Source organism: Xanthomonas sp. WHRI 10207 (assembly GCF_040202975.1).
In the GTDB taxonomy this organism is placed as follows: domain Bacteria; phylum Pseudomonadota; class Gammaproteobacteria; order Xanthomonadales; family Xanthomonadaceae; genus Xanthomonas.
Genome location: NZ_JBEGDX010000007.1, coordinates 1 through 18,834 on the forward strand (window position 1 = coordinate 1; position 18,834 = coordinate 18,834).

The following is an 18,834-nucleotide window of genomic DNA, read 5'->3' on the forward strand; positions in this document are numbered from 1 at the left end:
ACCGTCGCGGGACCTTTGGCGGCATGGATGCCGCCAAAGAGCTTACATGGACGTACTTGCAGCGTGTCCCGCGATGGTAGGCGGGCAAGGACCCTGCAGCAAAGCCGCAGCTGTATCACTGCGCGACCAAAGCCTCCACAGCCTTTTTCCAGCTGTTTGGAACATGTAAGACAACTACTGCGCACAACCCTGCGATCTTCACGCAAGGCGCGATCGTCAACAGGACAAACGCGTGCGGCATCGATCAACCGCGTGTCGCGGCGATGATGTAGCACCCATGTGCAGCCAGTCGTGTTCGCCACGTTTCAAGACAGATCCGCCGCGTCACTGACGTCATGTGGGACATCGCTTACCCACACCCCCCTGCCGAAAGTCATTTGACGCCGCATTCTTCGCCCGGCAAGAATCGGAGATACCGCGTGCAGAGCTGTGCGCGTCACCACACCACCTGCGCGCCGCGCGGGACTATTGGGGAGTTGCCGTGCAGCGACGTGATTTCCTGGCCCTGACCGGGCTGACCATGGGCGGGCTGATCGTGCCGGCCTACTTCGGCAAGGCGATTGCCGCCGAACAGTTGTTGACGCCCTTCGATGTGGGCCGCAAGAAGCGCCTGGCCGATGCCGGGCTCACCGCCGCGCGTCAGGCCGGGGCCAGTTATTGCGATGTGCGCATCGGCCGCTATCTGCGCCAGTTCGTGATCACCCGCGAAGACAAGGTGCAGAACGTGGTCAACACCGAATCCATCGGTGCCGGCATCCGCGTGATCGTGGGCGGTGCGTGGGGCTTTGCTGCCACCAACGATCTGACCGAGCAGGGCGTGGCCAAGGCCGCCGCACAGGCCGCTGCCATCGCCAAGGCCAATGCCAAGGTGCAGGGCACGCCGGTGCAGCTGGCGCCCACGCCCGGTGTCGGCGAGGTCAGCTGGAAAACGCCGATCACCAAGAACGCGATGGAAGTGCCGATCAAGGACAAGGTGGATCTGCTGCTGGGTGTGAATGCCGCCGCCACCGCGGCCGGCGCCAGCTTCGTCAACTCGATGCTGTTCGTGGTCAACGAACAAAAGTATTTTGCCAGCACCGATGGCTCCTACATCGACCAGGATGTGCATCGCATCTGGGCGCCACTGACCGTGACCGCCATCGACAAGGCCAGCGGCAAGTTCCGCACCCGCGAGGGGCTGTCCGCACCGATGGGCCTGGGCTACGAATATCTGGATGGCGCGGCCTCGGGCAAGTTCGTCTCGCCCAATGGCGTGGTGAACTACGGCCTGTCCTACGACATGAAGGAGGACGCCATCGCCGCCGCCAAGCAGGCGCAGGAAAAACTCAAGGCGCCGTCGGTGAAGCCGGGCAAGTACGACTTGGTGCTGGATCCCTCGCACACCTGGCTCACCATCCACGAATCGGTGGGCCACCCGCTGGAGCTGGACCGCGTGCTCGGCTACGAGGCCAACTACGCCGGCACCAGTTTCGCCACGCTGGACAAGCTCAAGGCCGGTTTCCAGTACGGCAGCGACAAGGTGCATATCCTCGCCGACAAGACCCAGCCCGGCAGCCTGGGCGCGGTGGGTTACGACGATGAAGGCGTCAAGACCAAACAGTGGGACCTGATCCGCGACGGCAAGCTGGTGGACTACCAAGCGATCCGCGATCAAGCGCATATCCTCGGCAAGACCGCCTCCGATGGCTGCTGCTACGCGGACTCGTGGTCGAGCGTGCAGTTCCAGCGCATGGCCAATGTGTCGCTGGCCGCCGGCAAGACGCCGCTGAGCGTGAGCGACTTGATCAAGAACGTCGAGAACGGCATCTACATCATCGGCGACGGCTCGTTCTCCATCGACCAACAGCGCTACAACGCGCAGTTCGGTGGCCAGTTGTTTTACGAAATCAAGAATGGTGCGATTACCCGCATGCTCGAAGACGTGGCCTACCAGATCCGCACGCCAGAATTCTGGAATGCCTGCAGCGCGGTGGCCGATCAGCGCGACTACCGCCTGGGCGGCTCGTTCTTCGATGGCAAGGGCCAGCCCAGCCAGTCCTCGGCGGTCTCGCATGGTTCGTCCACCGCACGCTTCGATGGCATCAACGTCATCAGCACCGCCCGCTCGCTCGGCTGACAGGAGAAACCCACATGAGCATCCTTACCGAAGCGCAGGCCAAGGCCATCCTGGACAAGGTCATCAAACTATCCAAGGCCGACGAGTGCACCGCCACGCTCACTGGCGCCATCGACGGCAATATCCGTTTTGCGCTCAATAACGTGTCCACCAGCGGCATTGTCGACAACACCGATCTGCAGGTGCAGGTGGCGTTTGGCAAGCGCGTGGGCACCGCCACCATCAACGAGTTCGACGATGCATCGCTGGAGCGCGTGGTACGCCGCGCCGAAGATCTGGCAAAGCTGGCACCAGAAAATCCGGAGTTCATGCCGGCCGTCGACAAGCAGACCTACACCGCCAGCCCCACCTTCAGCGCATCCACTGCAGCGGTAGACCCCGCGTTCCGCGCGCAGGTCGCAGCCGATTCGATCGCCCCGTGCAAGGGCAAGGGACTGATCGCTGCCGGCTTTCTGGAAGATGGCCAGAGTTTTACCGCCTTTGCCAACAGCAAAGGCAACTTCGGCTATCAGCGCGACGCACGCTTCGACTACACCTGTACCGTGCGCACCGAAGACGGCCGCGGCTCGGGCTGGGTGGGGCGCAATCTGAAAGACGCGTCCGACTTCAAGGCCGAGCAGGACGTCCGCATCGCGATGCGCAAGGCCAGCGACTCGGCCGAAGCCAAGGCGCTGGAACCGGGCAAATACACCGTGATTCTGGAGCCGGCAGCAGCGGCCGGCTTGATCTCGTTCATGATGCGCTACTTCGATGCGCGCATGGCCGATGAGGGCCGCAGCTTCCTGTCCAAGAAAGGCGGCGGCAACAAACTGGGCGAGCAGGTGTACGACCCGCGCGTCAACATCACCGCCGACCCATGGGACGCGCGTGCAGCAGTGATGCCGTGGGACGAAGAAGGCCTGCCACGCGAGAAGATGTCCATCGTCGAAAACGGCAAGGTCGCCAACCTGCAGTATTCGCGCTATTGGGCGCAGAAGAACGGCAAGCGTGCGATCGGCGAGCCGGGCAATCTGCTGATGGCCGGCGGCGACAAGAACATCGCCGAGCTGGTGCGCGGCACCGAGAAAGGCATCCTGGTTACGCGCACCTGGTACATCCGCATGGTCGACCCGCAGACCGTGTTGCTGACCGGGCTGACCCGCGATGGCACCTTTTACATCGAGAACGGGCAGATCAAATACCCGGTGAAGAATTTCCGCTTCAACGAATCGCCGATCATCATGCTCAACAACATCGACGAACTGGGCAAGCCGGTGCGCGTGGCCGGCGATGAGTCCAGCTACGTAATGATGATTCCGCCGATGCGGCTGCGTGATTTCACGTTTACCTCGTTGTCGGATGCGGTGTGAGTAGAAGCCGGGAATCGGGAGTCGGGAATCGGGAATGGGAGAGCAAGAGCGGCTTCTCTCAACCTGAGTGTTCACGAGCGCCTCCTGTTCCCGGTTCCCTCCCGGCTCCGAGATCGCGCCGCCATTTCCTGCAACTGTTGCTTGGCAGCGCCGCAAGTTTGGCGCTGCCATGGCCGGCGCGTGCGGCCGGCGCTTACGACTTTTGGTTTACGCGGCTGCGCTACGATTCCGGCGATTGGGATGTGGATGCGCGCATGCCATCCAACCTGATCACCTCGCTGATCGACTACACACAGCTGCGAGTGGACCCGGAAGAGCACGTCATCGACCTGGCCGATCCGCGCATGTTGCAAGCGCCGTTCTGCTACCTGGCCGGGCACAAGCTGGTGGAATTCAATCCGGCCGAGCGGCGCAATTTCGAACAGTACGTGCGTAACGGCGGCTTCGTTTTTGTGGACGATTGCAACCACGATATCGATGGCTTGTTCGCCACCTCGTTCGAGGCGCAGATGACCGCGCTGTTCGGCAAGAGCGCGCTGCAGAAATTACCGAAGAACCATCGTCTTTATAGCGCATTCTTCAAGTTCCCGGACGGCCCGCCCGCCACCAGCTTCGAACTCAATGGCTGGGGCGACGATCTAGTGCACGACTACCTCAAGGGCATCAGCATCGACGGAAGATTGGGTGTGCTCTACAGCAACAAGGATTACGGCTGCGAATGGGATTACGACTGGCGCAACAAACGTTTTCTGGCCGAAGACAACACCAAGTTCGGCGTGAACATCGTGATGTATGCGTTGACCAACTGACATGCTGCGCAGCGCACGCGATGCGGCCCACCGATAACGCGTCGCGCGCAGGCACGCTGCTACGTAAGGCACGTCTGGCTGGGTAACCTCATCGCATACGCAGATCACGGTGGCTTCGCAGGAACGTGCTCGCACCATGCAACACCATCGATAACACCGTATTACGCGCCAATACGCCGTACGCAAGCCGCCACATCATCAGAGACTCCGCATGACCTCCCCCGACGAAGACACACTCACTGCCCAGCTCTCGCAACTTGGCGCGCTGCGCGCCGCTTTGGCCCAGGCCGTGGTCGGGCAGGATGCGGTGGTGGAGCAGCTATTGATCGGCCTGCTGGCTGGTGGCCACTGCCTGCTGGAAGGCGCGCCAGGACTGGGCAAGACACTGCTGGTGCGCTCGCTCGGCCAGGCATTGGAACTGCAATTCCGCCGCGTGCAGTTCACCCCCGATCTGATGCCCAGCGACATCCTGGGCACCGAGTTGCTGGAAGAAGACCACGGCACCGGGCACCGGCATTTCCGGTTTCAGCAAGGCCCGATCTTCACCAACCTGCTGCTCGCCGACGAACTCAATCGCACCCCGCCCAAGACCCAGGCCGCATTGCTGGAAGCGATGAGCGAGCGCACGGTCAGCTATGCCGGCACCACCTATACGTTGCCGGATCCGTTCTTCGTGCTGGCCACGCAGAACCCGATCGAGCAGGCCGGCACCTACCCGCTGCCGGAAGCGCAGCTGGATCGTTTTTTACTGCATGTGCGCGTGGAGTACCCCAGCGAGCAGGAAGAGCGCGACATCCTCAGCCAGACCACCGGCAGCGCAAGCGCGCAGGTGCCCAAGGTGATGGATGCGGCCAGCGTGCAGGCGCTGCAGCGGCAAGTGCGGCAGGTGCATGTGGGCGCGGATCTGCTGACCTGGATCAATCGCCTGGTGCGGGCAAGCCGTCCCGGCCCGCAGGCCAGCGATGACGTGCGGCAATGGATCAAATGGGGCGCCGGCCCGCGTGCCGGGCAATCGCTGGTGCTGGCGTCCAAGGCGCGCGCGTTGCTGCATGGCCGGCTGGCCGCCACGCGCGAGGATGTGCTGGCGCTTGCGGCGCCGGTGATGCGACATCGGTTGCTGCTGTCCTTCGCTGCAGAAGCCGAACAACGCAGTGCCGATGATGTGGTCGCCGCGCTGCTGCGCGCGGTGCCGTTCCCGAGCTGAGCGCAGCACCATGCATCCACCGCTGCCGGCTCTGATTCCCGCCGATGTGCGCAGCCGTTTGCGCGGCTTGCAGCTGCGTGCGCGTCGGGCGCAGGGCGGGCACGGGATTGGCCAGCACGCCAGCCGCAGCCGCGGCGCAGGGCTGGAATTTGCGCAATACCGCGCCTACGAGCCGGGCGATGCGCTGCGCCAGATCGACTGGAAGCTCTACGCGCGCTCGGACCGGTTTTTCGTGCGCGAAGCCGAGCGTGAAAGCCCGCTGACGCTCTGGTTGCTGCTCGATGCCACCGCGTCGGCCGGGCAAACCGACAGCGCGCGGCCGCAGCACACCCGCCTGCAGACGATGGCGACACTGGCCGCCTGCGCGGCCGAAGTGGCGCTGCAGCAAGGCGACCGTGTCGGCCTGTATGCCTTGCATGGCGGCGGCCTGTTTGCGGTGCCGGCGGGTGTTGGCAGCCGTCAGCGCGACCGGCTGTGGCTGGCTCTGCACGGCTTGCGCGCCGGCGGCCGCTGGCCGGGGCTGGAGGCGTTGCGACCATTGTGGGAACGCATCGCCGCGCACGATTTGCTGCTGTCCATCGGCGATGGGTTCGATGAAGAACTGGCGAGCGCATTGGAAAAGTTTGCCGCCGCGCGCCGTGAAGTACTGCAGCTGCAGGTGCTCACCTGCGACGAACGCGATTTTCAATTCAGCGGCGGACACCGCTTCCGCGACCCGGAAACCGGCGAAGAACTGCTCGGCGACGGCGCGGCGATGCGCGAGGACTATCTGCAACGTTTTGCCGCGGCCCAGCGCGCGCGGCAGGCGCGCTGGCAGGCGGCCGGCATCGCGCATGCCGTGCATTACCTGGATGCGCCGGCCGATGCCGCGCTGCGCCAGCTGTTCGGTCAGGGTACGGCTCGATGAGCGTGTGCCTGCGCGGGGCGACGACGGCGCATTCCAGCTCGCGATCGGTCTCGCGATCGGCAGTGGCGGTACAGCAGCCACCACAGCAGCAAACGCGTCCTGCAGTCAGCGGGCAACGTACGCAGAGGCAGCCATGCGTGCCGGGCCGCATCGCGCGTGGCATGTCGATACCAGCGCGGCGTACAGCGCCGTGCGCGATGTATCTGCATCACCCGGGCGACGCCTGCACATGAGTGCAGTGCAGACCACCGTTGCGCATGCGCACGCCATGCAACTCCGCATGCCACCGCTGTTGCGATTGCAGTTGCAGTTGCGGGGGCAGTTACCTAGGCGATGTCTTCGCATGGGTACAACGCTGACCAACGTCGAGCACGTGCACGCCATGCAACTCTGCATGCCACTGCAGTTGCAGTTGCAGTTGCAGTTGCAGTTGCCTAGGCAACGTCTTCGCATGAGTACAACGCCGACCACCGTCGCGCGCGTGCGCGGCTTGCAACTCCGGCTGCGGCTGCGATTGCAGTTGGAGTCGCAGTTACGGCTACAACTGCTGTCGCCGCTGAGACAGCAAACCAACCCTATCCACAGCCACCCGCACACCGGCAGCACCATGCATGCACTCGCTCACAGCGTCAGCGCAGAGGCATGGCAATGAACTTGCTGTTGCTATTCCCCGCCGGGCTCGCGGCATTGGCCGCGTTGCTGTTGCCGCTGCTGATCCATCTAGCGCGGCGTAGCGAGCACCGGCCTACCGACTTCGCTGCGCTGCGCTGGTTGCGTGCAGTGCCACGCCCACGCCACCGCGTGCGCCTGGACGAGCTGCCGTTGCTGCTGGTGCGCCTGCTGCTATTGGCAGCATTGGCGCTGCTGCTGGCAGAACCGGCGTTGCGTGCGCATCAGGATGCGCGCCCGCGTATCGCAGTGAGCCCGGGTGTGGACCTGGCCGCCGCACGCGCGCTGCCGCAGCCCAAGGATGCGCAATGGGTGTGGCTGGCGCCGGGCTTTGCAGCGATCGATGCCAAGGCAGATGTCGCCACCAGTGATGGTGCGCAGGCCGGCAGTCCGCAACCGGTCGGCAGCCTGCTGCGCGAACTCGATGCCAGCCTGCCTGCAGACGCGCCGCTCAGCGTGATCGTGCCCGCGCAGTGGGGCGTGGTGGATGCGCAACGGGTTCAGTTGTCGCGTGCAGTGCAGTGGCAGGTGCTGCCCGGTGCGTCGCCGGTGGCCGCCACGCCTGCCACCGTGCCGCTGCGCATGCAGGCAATTGCCGACGACCGCGCCGCACCGGCCTTGCGCTATCTGCGCGCGTTGCATGCCGCCTGGGCGCTGCCGGGCAGCTTGCCGGTGGGCGCGCCTGCCGATGCCGTGCCGGCGCGCTGGGCACCCGGCACGGTGGTGGCGTGGCTGTCGCCCACCGCCCCGCCCGCGCCGGTGCTGGATTGGGTTGCGGCCGGCGGCCAGCTGCTGCTGGATGCGCGCACGCCGGTGCCGCCCGCACTCGCCGCGCCGCTGCAACCCGTGCTCGAAATACAGGGGCAGCCGGTGCTCGACGCCGCCGCCTTCGGGCGTGGGCGCTTGCTGCGCTGGGACGCGCCATTGGAGCCGCAGCAGCTGCCGGCGCTATTGGACGCCGGATTCCCCACCCGCCTGCACGCTGCACTGCAGCCACCACCCATCCCGAAACGCGCTCTGGCGCAGACCCAACAGCCGCAGCGCGGCGGCGCGATCCGGCTGACCACGCCGCCATGGCCGTTGGCACCGTGGCTGGTCGGTGTGGTGTTGCTGCTGTTTGCGCTCGAGCGCTGGCTGGCCACCGCGCCACGCCGGAGCAGCGCGGCATGAGCACGCCCGCACTGCAGCGCGCCTGGCAGGCCGCACGCCGACGTCGCGCTGCCGGGGTGCTGGTGTTCGGGTGGCCGCTGGCGCTGCTGGCGGGCGCGGGTGCCTGGCGCATGGGCGCACACGCCGCGGTGGTGCCGCTGTTGCTGGTGGGCGTCGCGATGCTGGCCGCCATCGCGCTGCACGCGGCGCGGCAGCTGGACCAGACCTGGCTGATCCGCCGGCTGGATTGCGAACCGGACCTGGACGACAGCAGCGACCTGCTGTTCGCACCGGCCACGCAACTTGGCGCGCTGCAGGTGCTGCAACGTCAGCGGCTGGAGCAGCGCCTGCGTAGTACTCCGCGCGATCTGCGCCCGGCTTGGCCGTGGCGGCGCGCATGGCCCTGGAGCCTGCTCGGCCTGGCCGCCTGCAGCGCGCTGCTGCTGTGGCCGCCGCGGGCGCTGCCGCCGGCCGCCCCCGCCGACCGCGTGGCCGCTGCGCGTGCCAGCAGCGGCGCCGCGATGCTGCGTCAGGCGCAGCTGCGCAGCACACCGCCGGCCTATACCGGCCTGCCCGCCGCGCGGCTGCCCGGCCTGGATGCGCGCGTGCCCGCCGGCACCCGGCTGGACTGGCAACTGCGGGTCAGCCCGGCCCCGCGCAACGTGGCGTTGCGGCTCACCGACGGCCGCCTCATCCCGCTGACCCGGCAGGGCAGCAGCGACCAATGGCAGGGCCAATGGATCGCTACGCGCGCCAACCTGTACCGCATTCTCATCGACGGCACGCCCGCCGACAGCCAACTGCACCGGCTGGACGTGCTGCCGGACCGCCCGCCGCAGGTGCGCGTGCTCGCCCCCGAGCAGAGCCTGGTGCTGTGGACACCGGCCAATGGCGCCTGGGCGCTACGCTTCGAAGCCAGCGACGATTACGCCGTGGCCGCCAGCGCCGAGCTGCGCCTGACCCTGGCCCAGGGCAGCGGCGAGAACATCACCTTCAAGACCCAGCGCCGCACGCTCACCGGCAGCGGCCAGGCCACCCGCCGCAACTTTGCCGCCACGCTGCAGCCGCAGGCGCTGGGCATGGCCGCCGGCGACGACCTGATCGCGCAGCTCATCGTGCATGACACCCGCCAGCCCGGCCCGCAGGAAGGCCGCAGCGCCAGCGTGATCCTGCGCTGGCCGCCGCCGGAACAGACCATGGCCGCCGGCCTGGAGGCGAGCGTCAAACAGACCTTGCCGGCCTACTTCCGCAGCCAGCGCCAGATCATCATCGACGCCGAGGCGCTGCTGAAGGAAAAACCGCGCCTGGACGCGGCCACCTATCTCAAACGCGCCGACGCCATCGGCGTGGACCAGCGCCTGCTACGGCTGCGCTACGGCCAGTTCCTGGGCGAAGAAAGCGAAGGCGCGCCAAAGGGCCCGCCGACCGCCGACGCACCGCCCACCAGCGACGCCCCGGCCGATGACCTGCCCACGGCCGACATGCCCACCGCCGATGCGCCGGCCGCGCCGGACGAGCACGCCCATGACGCCACGCAAGCACACGCAGATCATGACCACGCCGCCGCCCCCGCCAGCGGCGCCGCTGCCCTGGACGACCACGACCACGATCATGCGGATGGGCGCCCCGAGCGCGGCGGCTTCGGCCAGGCGCAGGACGTGCTGACCGAGTTCGGCCACACCCACGACCACGCCGAAGCGGCCACCTTGCTGGACCCGCAGACCCGCGCCCTGCTGCGCGCGGCGCTGGACCAGATGTGGCAATCCGAAGGCGAGTTGCGCCAGGGCCACCCCGAGCGCGCGCTGCCGTTCGCCAACAAGGCGCTGGGCTTCATCAAGCAGGTGCAGCAGGCCGAGCGCATCTATCTGGCACGCGTCGGCACGCAACTGCCGCCGATCGACCCCAGCCGGCGCATGAGCGGCAAGCGCGACGGACTGGCGCGCGGCGCCGCTGCGCTGGACGCGCGCACCAGCCCGGATCCGCAACCGATGGCGCTCTGGCAGGCGCTGGGCAACGCTGCGCCCGCCCAGGATGCCGCCGCACTGGACGCCTTTGCGCGCTGGCTGCCGGCGCACGAGACCCAGCTCGATGCCCCGCTGGACCTAGCCGCCGCCGCCGAGACCCTGCGCGCCACACCCGACTGCGCCAGCTGCCGGCAACGCCTGCGCGCGCTGCTGTGGCCGGTACTGGTGCGTCCGCCGGCTGCCGTGCAACCGCGCACTGCCCCCGATGCTGGCGGCCAGCGCTATCTCGATGCCCTGCACGCACAGGAGCGCCCCTGATGCCGGCCTGGATCATCATCGTCACCCTGGCCGGCATCACGCTGCTGGCGTGGTGGCGCCTGCGCCGCGCCCCTATCGCCGGCTGGCGCAAGGCCGCGCTGCTCGCCTTGCAGCCGCTGTGCGCCGCGCTGCTGTATTGCGCACTGGTCCCGCCGTCGCTGCCCGGGCATGGCGGCACGCTGGTGGTCGCCACTGCCGGCAGCGACACGGCAGCGCTGACCATCGCGCCCGGCGACGCGCGCATCGCGCTACCCGAGGCCCCGGCCGCGCTGCGCGATGCCGAGCGCATGCCGGATCTGGCCACCGCCTTGCGTCGCCATCCCGGCACCACCGGGCTGCGCATCGTCGGCGCCGGCCTGCCCGCGCGCGACCGTGACACCGCGCGCGGCTGGCCGCTGCGCTACACCGCTCCAGCGCCCACGCCCGGCTTGAGCGAGCTGTCCACGCCATCGTTACTGGCGCCAGGGGCCGATCTACGGATCCACGGCCGCATCACCGGTGTGCACGAGGCCAGGCTCGAACTGCTGGACCCGGCCGGGCGCCGCGTCGATCTGGTTGCGCCCGACGCTGACGGCCGCTTCCAGCTCGGCGGCAGCGTGCGCGCCGCTGGCGACAGCGTTTTTGTGGTGCGCGTGCTCGGGCCGGACGCACGCCCGCGCGACCAGGCCGAGGTGCCGGTGACCGTGGTGGAGAGCCCTGCCGCCAACCTCTGGATCATCGCCGGCGCCCCGCAACCCGAGCTCAAATATCTGCGTCGCTGGGCGCACGACGCCGGCCTGGACCTGCACACCCAGATCGCCACCGGCGGCGGCATGCAGCTGGGCGATGCGCCGCGTGCGCTGGACGCCGCCACGCTGGACCGCAGCGACCTGCTGATCCTCGACGAGCGTGCGCTGGCCAGCCTGTCGCGGCTGCAACGCGATGCAGTGCGGGCGGCGGTCGAACGTGGCCTGGGCCTGTTGCTGCGCCTCAGCGGCCCGCTCGATGCCGCACAACGCACTGCCATCGCCGCGCTGGGCTTGCCGCTGCGTGGCGATAACGCCGCCGCGCCGCTGCTGGTCGCGCCCGCATCCAATGCCATGCGTCAGGCGCTGCATCAGCAATCGCCACAGCACGCAGCGGACACGCGCGGCGCCACAAGCGAGGCACTGCCCACCCTGGAACGCCGCACGCTGGTTCCCAACTCCCCCGATGCCATCGCCGTGTTGCGCGCATCCAACGGCACGCCGTACGCGTGGTGGCGCGCCATCGGGCGCGGGCGTATCGGCCTGATCGCCGTCACCGACAGCTACCGCCTGGTGCTGCAAGGCCAACCCGATCTGCATTCCGCGCTGTGGAGCCAGACGCTCTCGCCACTGACGCGCGCCCAACCCACAGCGCGCGGCCCCACCCGCGTTGGTTGGCGCGACCAACGCATCAGCGTCTGCAACCTGAGCCGCGATGCACAGCTGCTTTCGCCCGATGGCGCCACCCACCCACTGCCACCGGACCCCGGCACCGGCGCGGCGGCCTGCGCCGGCCTCTGGCCAGAGCACACGGGCTGGTATCGCTGGCAAGACGCAACACGCAGCGGCGCGCTCTACATCCGCGCACCTGCCGACGCGCTTGCCCTGTTCGCCAACACGCAACGCGATGCAACGCGTGCACTCATCAACCACAGCGCCACGCCACGCCAGGCACGCCCAACGCCCCAGCCCGGCCCACGCTGGCCATGGTGGCTGGGGTTTGTCGCCGCAGCGGCGGTGCTGTGGTGGTTGGAACGGTGGCGCAGCGCACGCGCGACACCTGCCACCTAGGCAGCGATGTGTGATGCGTGCGCGCAAGGTTTGAACGCTGCCGCGTGTACGACCAAGCGCCTAGGCTAGGAGTAAGCAGCCGCACATTGCAGCGCAGCCTGCATGAGGAAGGCACCACGTTTCAGCAAACGCTGGACAAGGTGCGCGCGGCGCTGGCCGAGCATTATCTGCGCAAGACCATGATGTCCAGCGCGGAGATCGCCTTGCTGCTCGGGTTTGAAAACACCAACGCGTTCGTGCGCGCCTTCCGGGTCTGGACCGGCAAGACGCCGCAAGCCGTCCGTCGCGATAAGCCGCAGGAATGACGCGATGGCGCCGCGTGCGATCCAGCGTGTGCGCTGCAGTGCGGCCATTACGACAACGCGATAGGTGCCAACGGCAGCGCTACACGGTCGACGATGCGATGACTGCCGCCGCTGGCGCGGATGCGGTCGGCGCGGATGCGGTCATCGTCGGCAACTGCACGACCGGCGCGCATCAAAACGCCAACGCGTTCTAGCCCCGCCGCCACACCCGGCAGTAGTTGTTGGCCGGCATCTCGACATCTTCCACCAGCTGCAAGCCCACCCGCGCAGCCAGCGCGTCCACGTCGGCCGCATCACGAATGCCCGACGCCGCATCCCGCGCGCGCAACATCGCATCGAAGTCGCGATTGCTGTCGCTGGTGAAGTGACCATCGCGATTGAACGGCCCATACACCACCAGCACTGCCTGCGGTGCCATCACCTCGGGCAAGCCTGCAAACAAGGCCTGCACCTGCGGCCAGCCCATGATGTGCAAAGTATTGGCGCTGTAGATGGCATCGAAACCACGCTGACCATCGGGCAGTGCGGGCAAGGCCGGCAGTGGCGCCAAGCCAGACGTCGGCGTCAGCACGGCCTGCAGTGCCAGCGGCGGCGGCGTATTGGGTAGCGCGGCGTCATCCAGCCATTGCTGCATGCCCGGCAGATGATCGGCGTGATCGCTGGCCTGCCACTGCAACCACGGCATCGCCGCAGCGAAATGCACCGCATGCTGGCCGGTGCCTGCGCCGATTTCCAGCACATGGTGGCGATCGGCGAAGTAACGCTGCAACACCGCAAGGATCGGATCGCGGTTACGTGCGGAAGCAGGCGAGAAGGGTTTGGTCATGGCCAAGGTCCGGACAGAAAGGAGGCATTGGAGGCTCGCCATTGTCGCGCGTCGCGGCGCAGATTGCGTTGGCCGGGGGACGGAGATGCTCGCACTCGACACGCTGCTGTGTGCCGCGCAGCGTCGAACCGTCGGTGCCGGGCTCCATGCAGCGGCGCGCGCCACGGATGCATCCGCTCACTGGCGCGCTGCGCTGCATGCGCCAGAAGTGCACTGCCTCGTCGGGATCGCCTGTCACTGCCGATCGCCTGAGCCAAGCCGTCCCGCGCAATGGCGGCAGCCTGGACACAGCAGCAGGCCGCAAGCGGCTAGTTCTTGTCTGACCCCTAAGTTCTTGTCTGAAACGCTGGTCACCGACAGCAACACATCGGTGTAGTGGTGGCCGTTATCCGAATGAAACAGCGTCCCGGACACGCGCGCCTGGCGGCCCTTCAACTGCTTGAACGCGCGCATGGTTGTTGCATCGAGGGACAACTGCAACAGCGTGATGCCGGTTGCAGATGGCTCGAAGTCCTCTTTGCCATCGGTCGCCTCCACGGTGAGCGGAGCAATGAGTTTGAGCGCCGGATAGGTCACCTCCGCACCATCGGGTGTCTGGCCGGTGGCACTGATGAGCATGCCCTGGAGCGTGACTTCCGGCGCGCCGTACCGATATGACTGCGCACAGGCAGGCGCGGCGATGACGCCACACAGGATCAACAGCAAACGCCGTGCAGTTTTCATTTCACGCAGTCCCTTGCAATGGTGATCAGGGTAGATCGTAAGGCCCTATCGCGCAGGAGGCAGCGCCTCATACGCCCGCCGCACCGCCTCCTCGCCGAACTGCCGTTCCAGCCGGCGCACGATGAAGTGCCCGCGGGCCATGGCCTGGAAGTGGCGGATAAAGACCGTGTTGAGGGTGGCGCCGCTCACCGCGCCTACCAACGGCACCGCCTGCACGGCGAGTTTCTCGCCCACGTTGACCGAGAACTTGGCAGCGATGCGCGAGACCAGCGACACCAAGGCCGGCGCGCCCTTGCTGGCGAAGCCATGCGCAGCGACATGGCGGGCAGCGGCGCTGAGCTGCTGCGCCATTGCCGCGCGCACCGCGAAATAGCCCGATTCGGCGCCGTCGTCCACCACGCTGCGGCCGCCGTGCGCCAGCACTTCCAGGCAGGCCAGCGCAGTGTCCGGGCTTTGCAGCGATTCGCCTTCGGCGCGCGCGATGTCGGCGATGGAGCGCAGCATCACGGTGGTGGTCAGCGGTAGCTCCACCATCAGGCCCGGCAGGCCGAAGAAGCCGCCGGCACCACCGGCCACGGCCACCGCCAGGGTGTGCCGGGTGGTGGAGGCCGGCTGCAGCGTCTCGGTCTTGCCGCGCAGACTCAGCAATGCCGACTTCATGGCCACCTGCAACGCGCGACGGGTGAGGCCGTCGATGCTGCGGGTCACCATCTTGGGCAGCCGCTTGGTGATCAAGCTCTCGATCGGCGCGCCCAGCGCGTTGGCCAGCTGGGCTGCCACGCCGGGGTTTTCCAGTAGCGCGTGCGCCGCGGCCAGGTCGCGCTGCGCGGCCATATCCATCACCGGTATCGGAAGCGTCGTCATGCCTGCTCTCGTCATAGGGTCTGCGTCGATGGTACCCAGCGCCGTGTGAGCGCCGGACGAGCGGCCGGCCGCAGATCGGGCAAAGCTGCAATTGGCTGGCAAAATGCGCGATCATCGGCGTCCACGCAGGCAATGCCCATCAGATGAACCGTGAGATCCGCCACAGCATCGTGATCGCCGCCGCACCGGAAGTGGTGTCCGCCGCGCTATCCGAGCCCGTGCAGCTGGCGCGCTGGTGGACGCGCGAGGTGCAGCAGGCCGACGACTGCGTGCGCCTGGACTGGAGCAGCCACGGCTGGCAGGTGGTCCTGCGCATCGACGAAGGCGCCGACCATCGGCTGGTGCGCTGGCGCTGCGAGCGCTCCAACATGCTCGACACCGCGGCCTGGGAGGGCACGGTGATGCGCTTCGATCTGATTTCCACCAGCGAGGGCACCCGCGTGGAATTCGTGCAGTCCGGCTACCGCGATTCGCCGTGTCTGGAGGCGTGTACCCAGGGCTGGCAGTACTTTCTGGGCAGCAGCCTCAAGCGCTATGTGGAAACCGGGCAGGGCATGCCCTACCCGGACATGCCCGACACCCGCGACCCCGCACTGCGCTGAGCGCGGCGCGCGCTCATGCAGTGCGCGGCTGGCCTACCGACGGCACGCCGGGTACCGGCAACTGCGCATCCACCGTGACCGGGCTATCGGCCTGCAGCAACGCGCGCGCTTCTGCAGCGCTGGCCACCGCCGGCGGCGAGCCACGCAACGGCAGCCCGGCGGTTTCGCGCACGAACAGCATCGTCACCAGCCCGATAGCCGCCGCGCCCATCAGGTAATACGCCGGCACCAACGGGTCGCCGGTGCGCTCCACCAGCCAGGCAGTGACCAGCGGCGTGGTGCCGCCGAACAACGACACCGAGACGTTGAAGCCGATCGACAGGGCGCTGTAGCGCACCGGCGTGTAGAACAGCGCCGGCAAGGTGGACGGCATCGAGCTGGTAAAGCACACCAGCGCCAAACCCAGCAGCATCAATCCGAGGAAGATCAGCGCATCCGAACCGCTGCCGATCAGCAGCAGGCACGGAATCGCCAGCGCAAACAGGGCGATGCACGCGCCGATGATCATCGGCCGACGCCCCAGTTTGTCGCTGAACATGCCGCCGAAAATATTGAGCGGCATCATCACCAGCATGACCAGGATGATCAGCAGCAAGCCCTTGCTTTCCGCATAGCCCATGGTGACGCTGAGGTAGCTGGGCATATAGGTCAGCAGCATGTAGTCGGTGACGTTGAACACCAGCACCAGGCCGACGCACTTGAGCAGTTGCGGCCAATGCAGGCGCAGCAGCGTCATCAGGCCCTGGCCGGCAGTCTCCCGTTCGCGCTGTTCGGATTGCTCGGTGTAGGCACGAAACGCCGGGGTTTCTTCCAGTTTCATGCGCATGTACAGGCCCAGCAGCCCCAGCGGGCCGGCGATCCAAAAGGGCACGCGCCAGCCCCAATCGAGCATCTGCGCCGGCGTCACGCTCATGTGCAACGCGGTCACCGTGGCGGCACCGGCGATATAGCCGCCCAGCGTGCCGAATTCCAGCCAGCTGCCCATCACACCGCGATTGCGATCGGTGGCGTATTCGGCAATGAAGGTGGCCGCGCCGCCGTATTCGCCGCCGGTGGAAAACCCTTGCAACAAGCGCGCCAGCAACAGCAATGCCGGTGCCCACAGACCGATACGTTCGTAGGAGGGAATCAGGCCGATGCTGAAGGTGCCCAAGGCCATCAGGATCATCGTGGCCGCCAGCACCTTCTGCCGCCCATAGCGGTCGCCCAGCGGGCCGAACACCATGCCGCCGATGGGCCGCACCAGAAAGGCGACGGTGAAGGTGGCAAAGGTGGCGATCAACTGCGCAGTGGGATTGCTCGCCGGGAAGAACACCTGCCCCAGCGTCACCGCCAGATAGCCGTACACACCGAAGTCGAACCACTCCATCGCGTTGCCCAGCGCCGCGGCGCTCACCGCGCGGCGCAGCATGCTGCGATCCACCACAGTGACGTCGTCGAGTTGCAGTTGGCGGCGGCGTTTGAACCAACCGAAGTGCGAACGAATCGCGCGCGTGTCGTGCATGTGCTTGGTCTCCAGGTGCGTTGCAGCTGCGGGCCATCGCTGCCCGCACGTCCTGACAACACACAGGACACGGCACTTCACACACGGCAGGAGCACATGCACTGGAGAGACCGGAGGCATTCCCGGACGGCCGCGTCAACTCAGCGGCGCTGCGGGACAGATGACCAAAGGGATGGGCGTACGCCCAAGGGCTTGATCAGCCCGCTATGTTACTACAGCGAGCAATTGGCTGCAGACGCGACCGTGCGCGCCGCAGGATGTGCGCTGATTTCAGGCGTTTTTCTTGATTTTTTGCAATTGCATCAACGCAGCAACGCCTGCTTCGCGATGACAATGGCGACGTTTTGATGCAGTGGCACTACTGCACGCTTTGAGCAGCCAACAAAACGCGTGTGCAGCCGCCAGGCAGGAGCGACATGTGCTCAGTGCGACATGTACGACTCGTACATTGCAATTCCGAGTGCGCCGTCTGCATCCACCCGACGACTGCTCACTGCATTTTTAGCCGCTCTCGGTTCGTTTGCGCGCGATGACGCGCGCGATCGGGCTAACCGCAACACATCCACCACCGCGCAGGCTGCAAGCGCAGCGCGCGTCAGCCTGCGTCCAGCACCGCCAGCACGTCTTGCAGATCTTCACGGGTCTGCGGGCGCACCGCGCGGGCGACTTCTTCGCCATCGCGCAGCAGGATCACCGTCGGCCAGAGCTTGACGCGAAAGGAGCGACCCAACGACCGCCCTTTTCCATCTTCGAACTTGTAGTACGCCATCGCGTCATAACCACCCAGCAGTTTCTGCAACAACGGCTGCGCTGCGATGCAATGCCCGCACCAATCGGTACCGAATTCCAGCAGCTGCAGCCCGGCCTGCGCATCCACCTCGCTACGTTCCGGTGCCTGTGTGGCGTAATCGCGAACAAACCCCATCGACACTGTCTCCATGACCGTAAGTGACCGACACCCTACCGCACAGGCGACCGATCACTGCGCAAGGTGCGTCCGGCAGCGCGGTGCACGAACGCTATCTGCCAGATTCCGAACGCCGGCCGCGCGGGACGAACGGCGCTCGGTTCGATCGTTGCGCTCACGATAACGCGCGCTGGATGTCTTCTAGCGGCAGGTTGGTCAGGTCCTTGGCCAGATCGCCCACCAGGCGCTGTTGGGTTTCCTTGTGCAGCAACGGACGGATGCGGCCCAACGTGGTCGGGTCGGCCACCAGTACCAGGTGCATGTACTCGTGCTTCAGTGCGCCATCGTTCAACGCGTGCGACAGCTGTTTGGCGAAGGTCATTTCGTCCCGGTCTGCGTCGGTGAGATCCTGCGGCGCCTTGCCGGCCGGGCCGTCGTCGTCGACGTTCTGCACATCGGTGCGCGCATGCTGGCGCAGCACGACTTTGGCTTCGTTGCCGGTATTGGTGAACCAACGCGCTTCGCCGCCGTCGGCCACTACCACCAAGGCACCCTGAGGAATTTGCAGGCTCATCCGATTTCTCCTGTTTCGATGATCGGTGCGGCATGTGCTGCACCCAGTCGGTCTCAACCTAGGCGAGAAGATGTAAGCACTGTGCCTAGCCAGTGTCAGTGCCGCGTTAGCGTGGCGCGGCCGAGGCTGGCAGCGGCAGCCCCAGATGTCGGCTGAAAAAGCGCGCGGTCACGCGCAGCGCCTGTTGGCTTTCCGGCAGCGTGTCGATGCGATGGAACCCGTGGCCCAACCCATCTCACACGTGCGTG

17 protein-coding genes, 1 other RNA gene and 1 pseudogene are annotated in these 18,834 nt (G+C 66.8%); 11 read left to right on the forward strand and 8 right to left on the reverse strand.

Annotation, left to right across the window (positions count from 1 at the left end; genetic code table 11):
- Window positions 1–481: 481 nt before the first annotated feature.
- The 9 genes from ABQU90_RS19125 to ABQU90_RS19165 all read left to right on the forward strand — a co-directional run bounded on the left by ABQU90_RS19125 (window position 482) and on the right by ABQU90_RS19165 (window position 12,586).
- A complete protein-coding gene (locus ABQU90_RS19125) occupies window positions 482–2,116 on the forward strand; it encodes a TldD/PmbA family protein (protein WP_161962972.1) in 1,635 nt (544 codons plus the stop codon).
- Window positions 2,117–2,130: 14 nt separating this feature from the next.
- Window positions 2,131–3,465 (forward strand): TldD/PmbA family protein, encoded by a 1,335-nt coding sequence (locus tag ABQU90_RS19130; RefSeq protein ID WP_323518221.1) that lies wholly within the window; start codon window positions 2,131–2,133, stop codon window positions 3,463–3,465.
- Entirely contained in the window at window positions 3,462–4,274 is an 813-nt protein-coding gene (locus tag ABQU90_RS19135; protein WP_323520904.1) for a DUF4159 domain-containing protein, read from the forward strand. Before ABQU90_RS19130 ends, ABQU90_RS19135 begins: the two co-directional genes overlap by 4 nt.
- 211 nt (window positions 4,275–4,485) lie before the next feature.
- The gene (locus ABQU90_RS19140; protein WP_323520903.1) at window positions 4,486–5,478 is read left to right on the forward strand and encodes an AAA family ATPase; all 993 of its coding nucleotides are present in this window, start codon (window positions 4,486–4,488) and stop codon (window positions 5,476–5,478) included.
- 10 nt (window positions 5,479–5,488) lie between these two features.
- Window positions 5,489–6,385: a DUF58 domain-containing protein gene (locus ABQU90_RS19145; protein ID WP_323520902.1), complete on the forward strand. Its 897-nt coding sequence runs from the start codon at window positions 5,489–5,491 to the stop codon at window positions 6,383–6,385.
- Between the two features lie 648 nt (window positions 6,386–7,033).
- Window positions 7,034–8,224, forward strand: coding sequence for a BatA domain-containing protein (locus ABQU90_RS19150; protein WP_323520901.1), 1,191 nt, complete (start codon window positions 7,034–7,036; stop codon window positions 8,222–8,224).
- A complete protein-coding gene (locus ABQU90_RS19155; protein WP_323520900.1) occupies window positions 8,221–10,485 on the forward strand; it encodes a hypothetical protein in 2,265 nt (754 codons plus the stop codon). The genes ABQU90_RS19150 and ABQU90_RS19155 overlap by 4 nt, the downstream gene beginning before the upstream one ends.
- Window positions 10,485–12,281, forward strand: coding sequence for a carboxypeptidase regulatory-like domain-containing protein (locus ABQU90_RS19160; protein WP_323520899.1), 1,797 nt, complete (start codon window positions 10,485–10,487; stop codon window positions 12,279–12,281). Before ABQU90_RS19155 ends, ABQU90_RS19160 begins: the two co-directional genes overlap by 1 nt.
- 44 nt (window positions 12,282–12,325) lie before the next feature.
- Window positions 12,326–12,586, forward strand: a complete 261-nt coding sequence (locus tag ABQU90_RS19165) for a helix-turn-helix domain-containing protein (RefSeq protein ID WP_349783482.1) — start codon at window positions 12,326–12,328, stop codon at window positions 12,584–12,586.
- A 47-nt stretch (window positions 12,587–12,633) separates the two neighbouring features.
- On the opposite strand, the gene ABQU90_RS19170 is transcribed toward ABQU90_RS19165, so the two are convergent.
- From ABQU90_RS19170 to ABQU90_RS19185, 4 genes are all read right to left on the reverse strand, one after another.
- Window positions 12,634–12,759 (reverse strand): hypothetical protein, encoded by a 126-nt coding sequence (locus tag ABQU90_RS19170; protein WP_323520897.1) that lies wholly within the window; start codon window positions 12,757–12,759, stop codon window positions 12,634–12,636.
- Window positions 12,760–12,776: 17 nt separating this feature from the next.
- Window positions 12,777–13,412 (reverse strand): DUF938 domain-containing protein, encoded by a 636-nt coding sequence (locus ABQU90_RS19175; protein WP_323520896.1) that lies wholly within the window; start codon window positions 13,410–13,412, stop codon window positions 12,777–12,779.
- 234 nt (window positions 13,413–13,646) lie between these two features.
- Complete coding sequence (locus ABQU90_RS19180) at window positions 13,647–14,135, reverse strand: DUF4431 domain-containing protein (protein ID WP_323520895.1); 489 nt, start codon at window positions 14,133–14,135, stop codon at window positions 13,647–13,649.
- A gap of 45 nt (window positions 14,136–14,180) precedes the next feature.
- A complete protein-coding gene (locus ABQU90_RS19185; protein WP_323521132.1) occupies window positions 14,181–14,975 on the reverse strand; it encodes an EcsC family protein in 795 nt (264 codons plus the stop codon).
- A 167-nt stretch (window positions 14,976–15,142) separates the two neighbouring features.
- On the opposite strand from ABQU90_RS19185, the gene ABQU90_RS19190 reads away from it, so the two are divergent.
- On the forward strand, window positions 15,143–15,601 hold the full coding sequence (locus ABQU90_RS19190; RefSeq protein ID WP_055852824.1) for an SRPBCC family protein: 459 nt from the start codon (window positions 15,143–15,145) through the stop codon (window positions 15,599–15,601).
- Between the two features lie 13 nt (window positions 15,602–15,614).
- Here ABQU90_RS19190 and proP read toward each other — a convergent pair whose 3' ends face one another.
- The gene (gene proP / locus ABQU90_RS19195) at window positions 15,615–17,105 is read right to left on the reverse strand and encodes a glycine betaine/L-proline transporter ProP (protein WP_323520894.1); all 1,491 of its coding nucleotides are present in this window, start codon (window positions 17,103–17,105) and stop codon (window positions 15,615–15,617) included.
- Between the two features lie 432 nt (window positions 17,106–17,537).
- Here proP and ABQU90_RS19200 point away from each other — a divergent pair.
- Window positions 17,538–17,612: non-coding RNA, sX9 sRNA (locus ABQU90_RS19200), on the forward strand.
- An 88-nt stretch (window positions 17,613–17,700) separates the two neighbouring features.
- Here the strand turns inward: ABQU90_RS19200 and ABQU90_RS19205 are convergent.
- The 3 genes and pseudogenes from ABQU90_RS19205 to ABQU90_RS19215 all read right to left on the reverse strand — a co-directional run.
- Entirely contained in the window at window positions 17,701–18,030 is a 330-nt protein-coding gene (locus ABQU90_RS19205; protein WP_323520892.1) for a thioredoxin family protein, read from the reverse strand.
- 157 nt (window positions 18,031–18,187) lie between these two features.
- Window positions 18,188–18,586: a host attachment family protein gene (locus ABQU90_RS19210; protein WP_055852817.1), complete on the reverse strand. Its 399-nt coding sequence runs from the start codon at window positions 18,584–18,586 to the stop codon at window positions 18,188–18,190.
- A 106-nt stretch (window positions 18,587–18,692) separates the two neighbouring features.
- Window positions 18,693–18,821: pseudogene (locus ABQU90_RS19215) on the reverse strand (alpha/beta hydrolase); the annotation flags it as partial.
- Window positions 18,822–18,834: the final 13 nt, after the last annotated feature.

Excerpts from the sequence above, each read along its gene's own strand:
- ABQU90_RS19130 (WP_323518221.1), top strand. The coding sequence starts at position 2,131 with ATGAGCATCCTTACCGAAGCGCAGGCCAAGGCCATCCTGGACAAGGTC.
- ABQU90_RS19140 (WP_323520903.1), top strand. The coding sequence starts at position 4,486 with ATGACCTCCCCCGACGAAGACACACTCACTGCCCAGCTCTCGCAACTT.
- ABQU90_RS19145 (WP_323520902.1), top strand. The coding sequence starts at position 5,489 with ATGCATCCACCGCTGCCGGCTCTGATTCCCGCCGATGTGCGCAGCCGT.
- ABQU90_RS19150 (WP_323520901.1), top strand. The coding sequence starts at position 7,034 with ATGAACTTGCTGTTGCTATTCCCCGCCGGGCTCGCGGCATTGGCCGCG.
- ABQU90_RS19155 (WP_323520900.1), top strand. The coding sequence starts at position 8,221 with ATGAGCACGCCCGCACTGCAGCGCGCCTGGCAGGCCGCACGCCGACGT.
- ABQU90_RS19160 (WP_323520899.1), top strand. The coding sequence starts at position 10,485 with ATGCCGGCCTGGATCATCATCGTCACCCTGGCCGGCATCACGCTGCTG.
- ABQU90_RS19170 (WP_323520897.1), bottom strand. The coding sequence starts at position 12,759 with ATGCGCGCCGGTCGTGCAGTTGCCGACGATGACCGCATCCGCGCCGAC.
- ABQU90_RS19175 (WP_323520896.1), bottom strand. The coding sequence starts at position 13,412 with ATGACCAAACCCTTCTCGCCTGCTTCCGCACGTAACCGCGATCCGATC.
- ABQU90_RS19180 (WP_323520895.1), bottom strand. The coding sequence starts at position 14,135 with ATGAAAACTGCACGGCGTTTGCTGTTGATCCTGTGTGGCGTCATCGCC.
- ABQU90_RS19185 (WP_323521132.1), bottom strand. The coding sequence starts at position 14,975 with ATGGATATGGCCGCGCAGCGCGACCTGGCCGCGGCGCACGCGCTACTG.
- ABQU90_RS19190 (WP_055852824.1), top strand. The coding sequence starts at position 15,143 with ATGAACCGTGAGATCCGCCACAGCATCGTGATCGCCGCCGCACCGGAA.
- proP (WP_323520894.1), bottom strand. The coding sequence starts at position 17,105 with ATGCACGACACGCGCGCGATTCGTTCGCACTTCGGTTGGTTCAAACGC.
- ABQU90_RS19205 (WP_323520892.1), bottom strand. The coding sequence starts at position 18,030 with ATGGGGTTTGTTCGCGATTACGCCACACAGGCACCGGAACGTAGCGAG.
- ABQU90_RS19210 (WP_055852817.1), bottom strand. The coding sequence starts at position 18,586 with ATGAGCCTGCAAATTCCTCAGGGTGCCTTGGTGGTAGTGGCCGACGGC.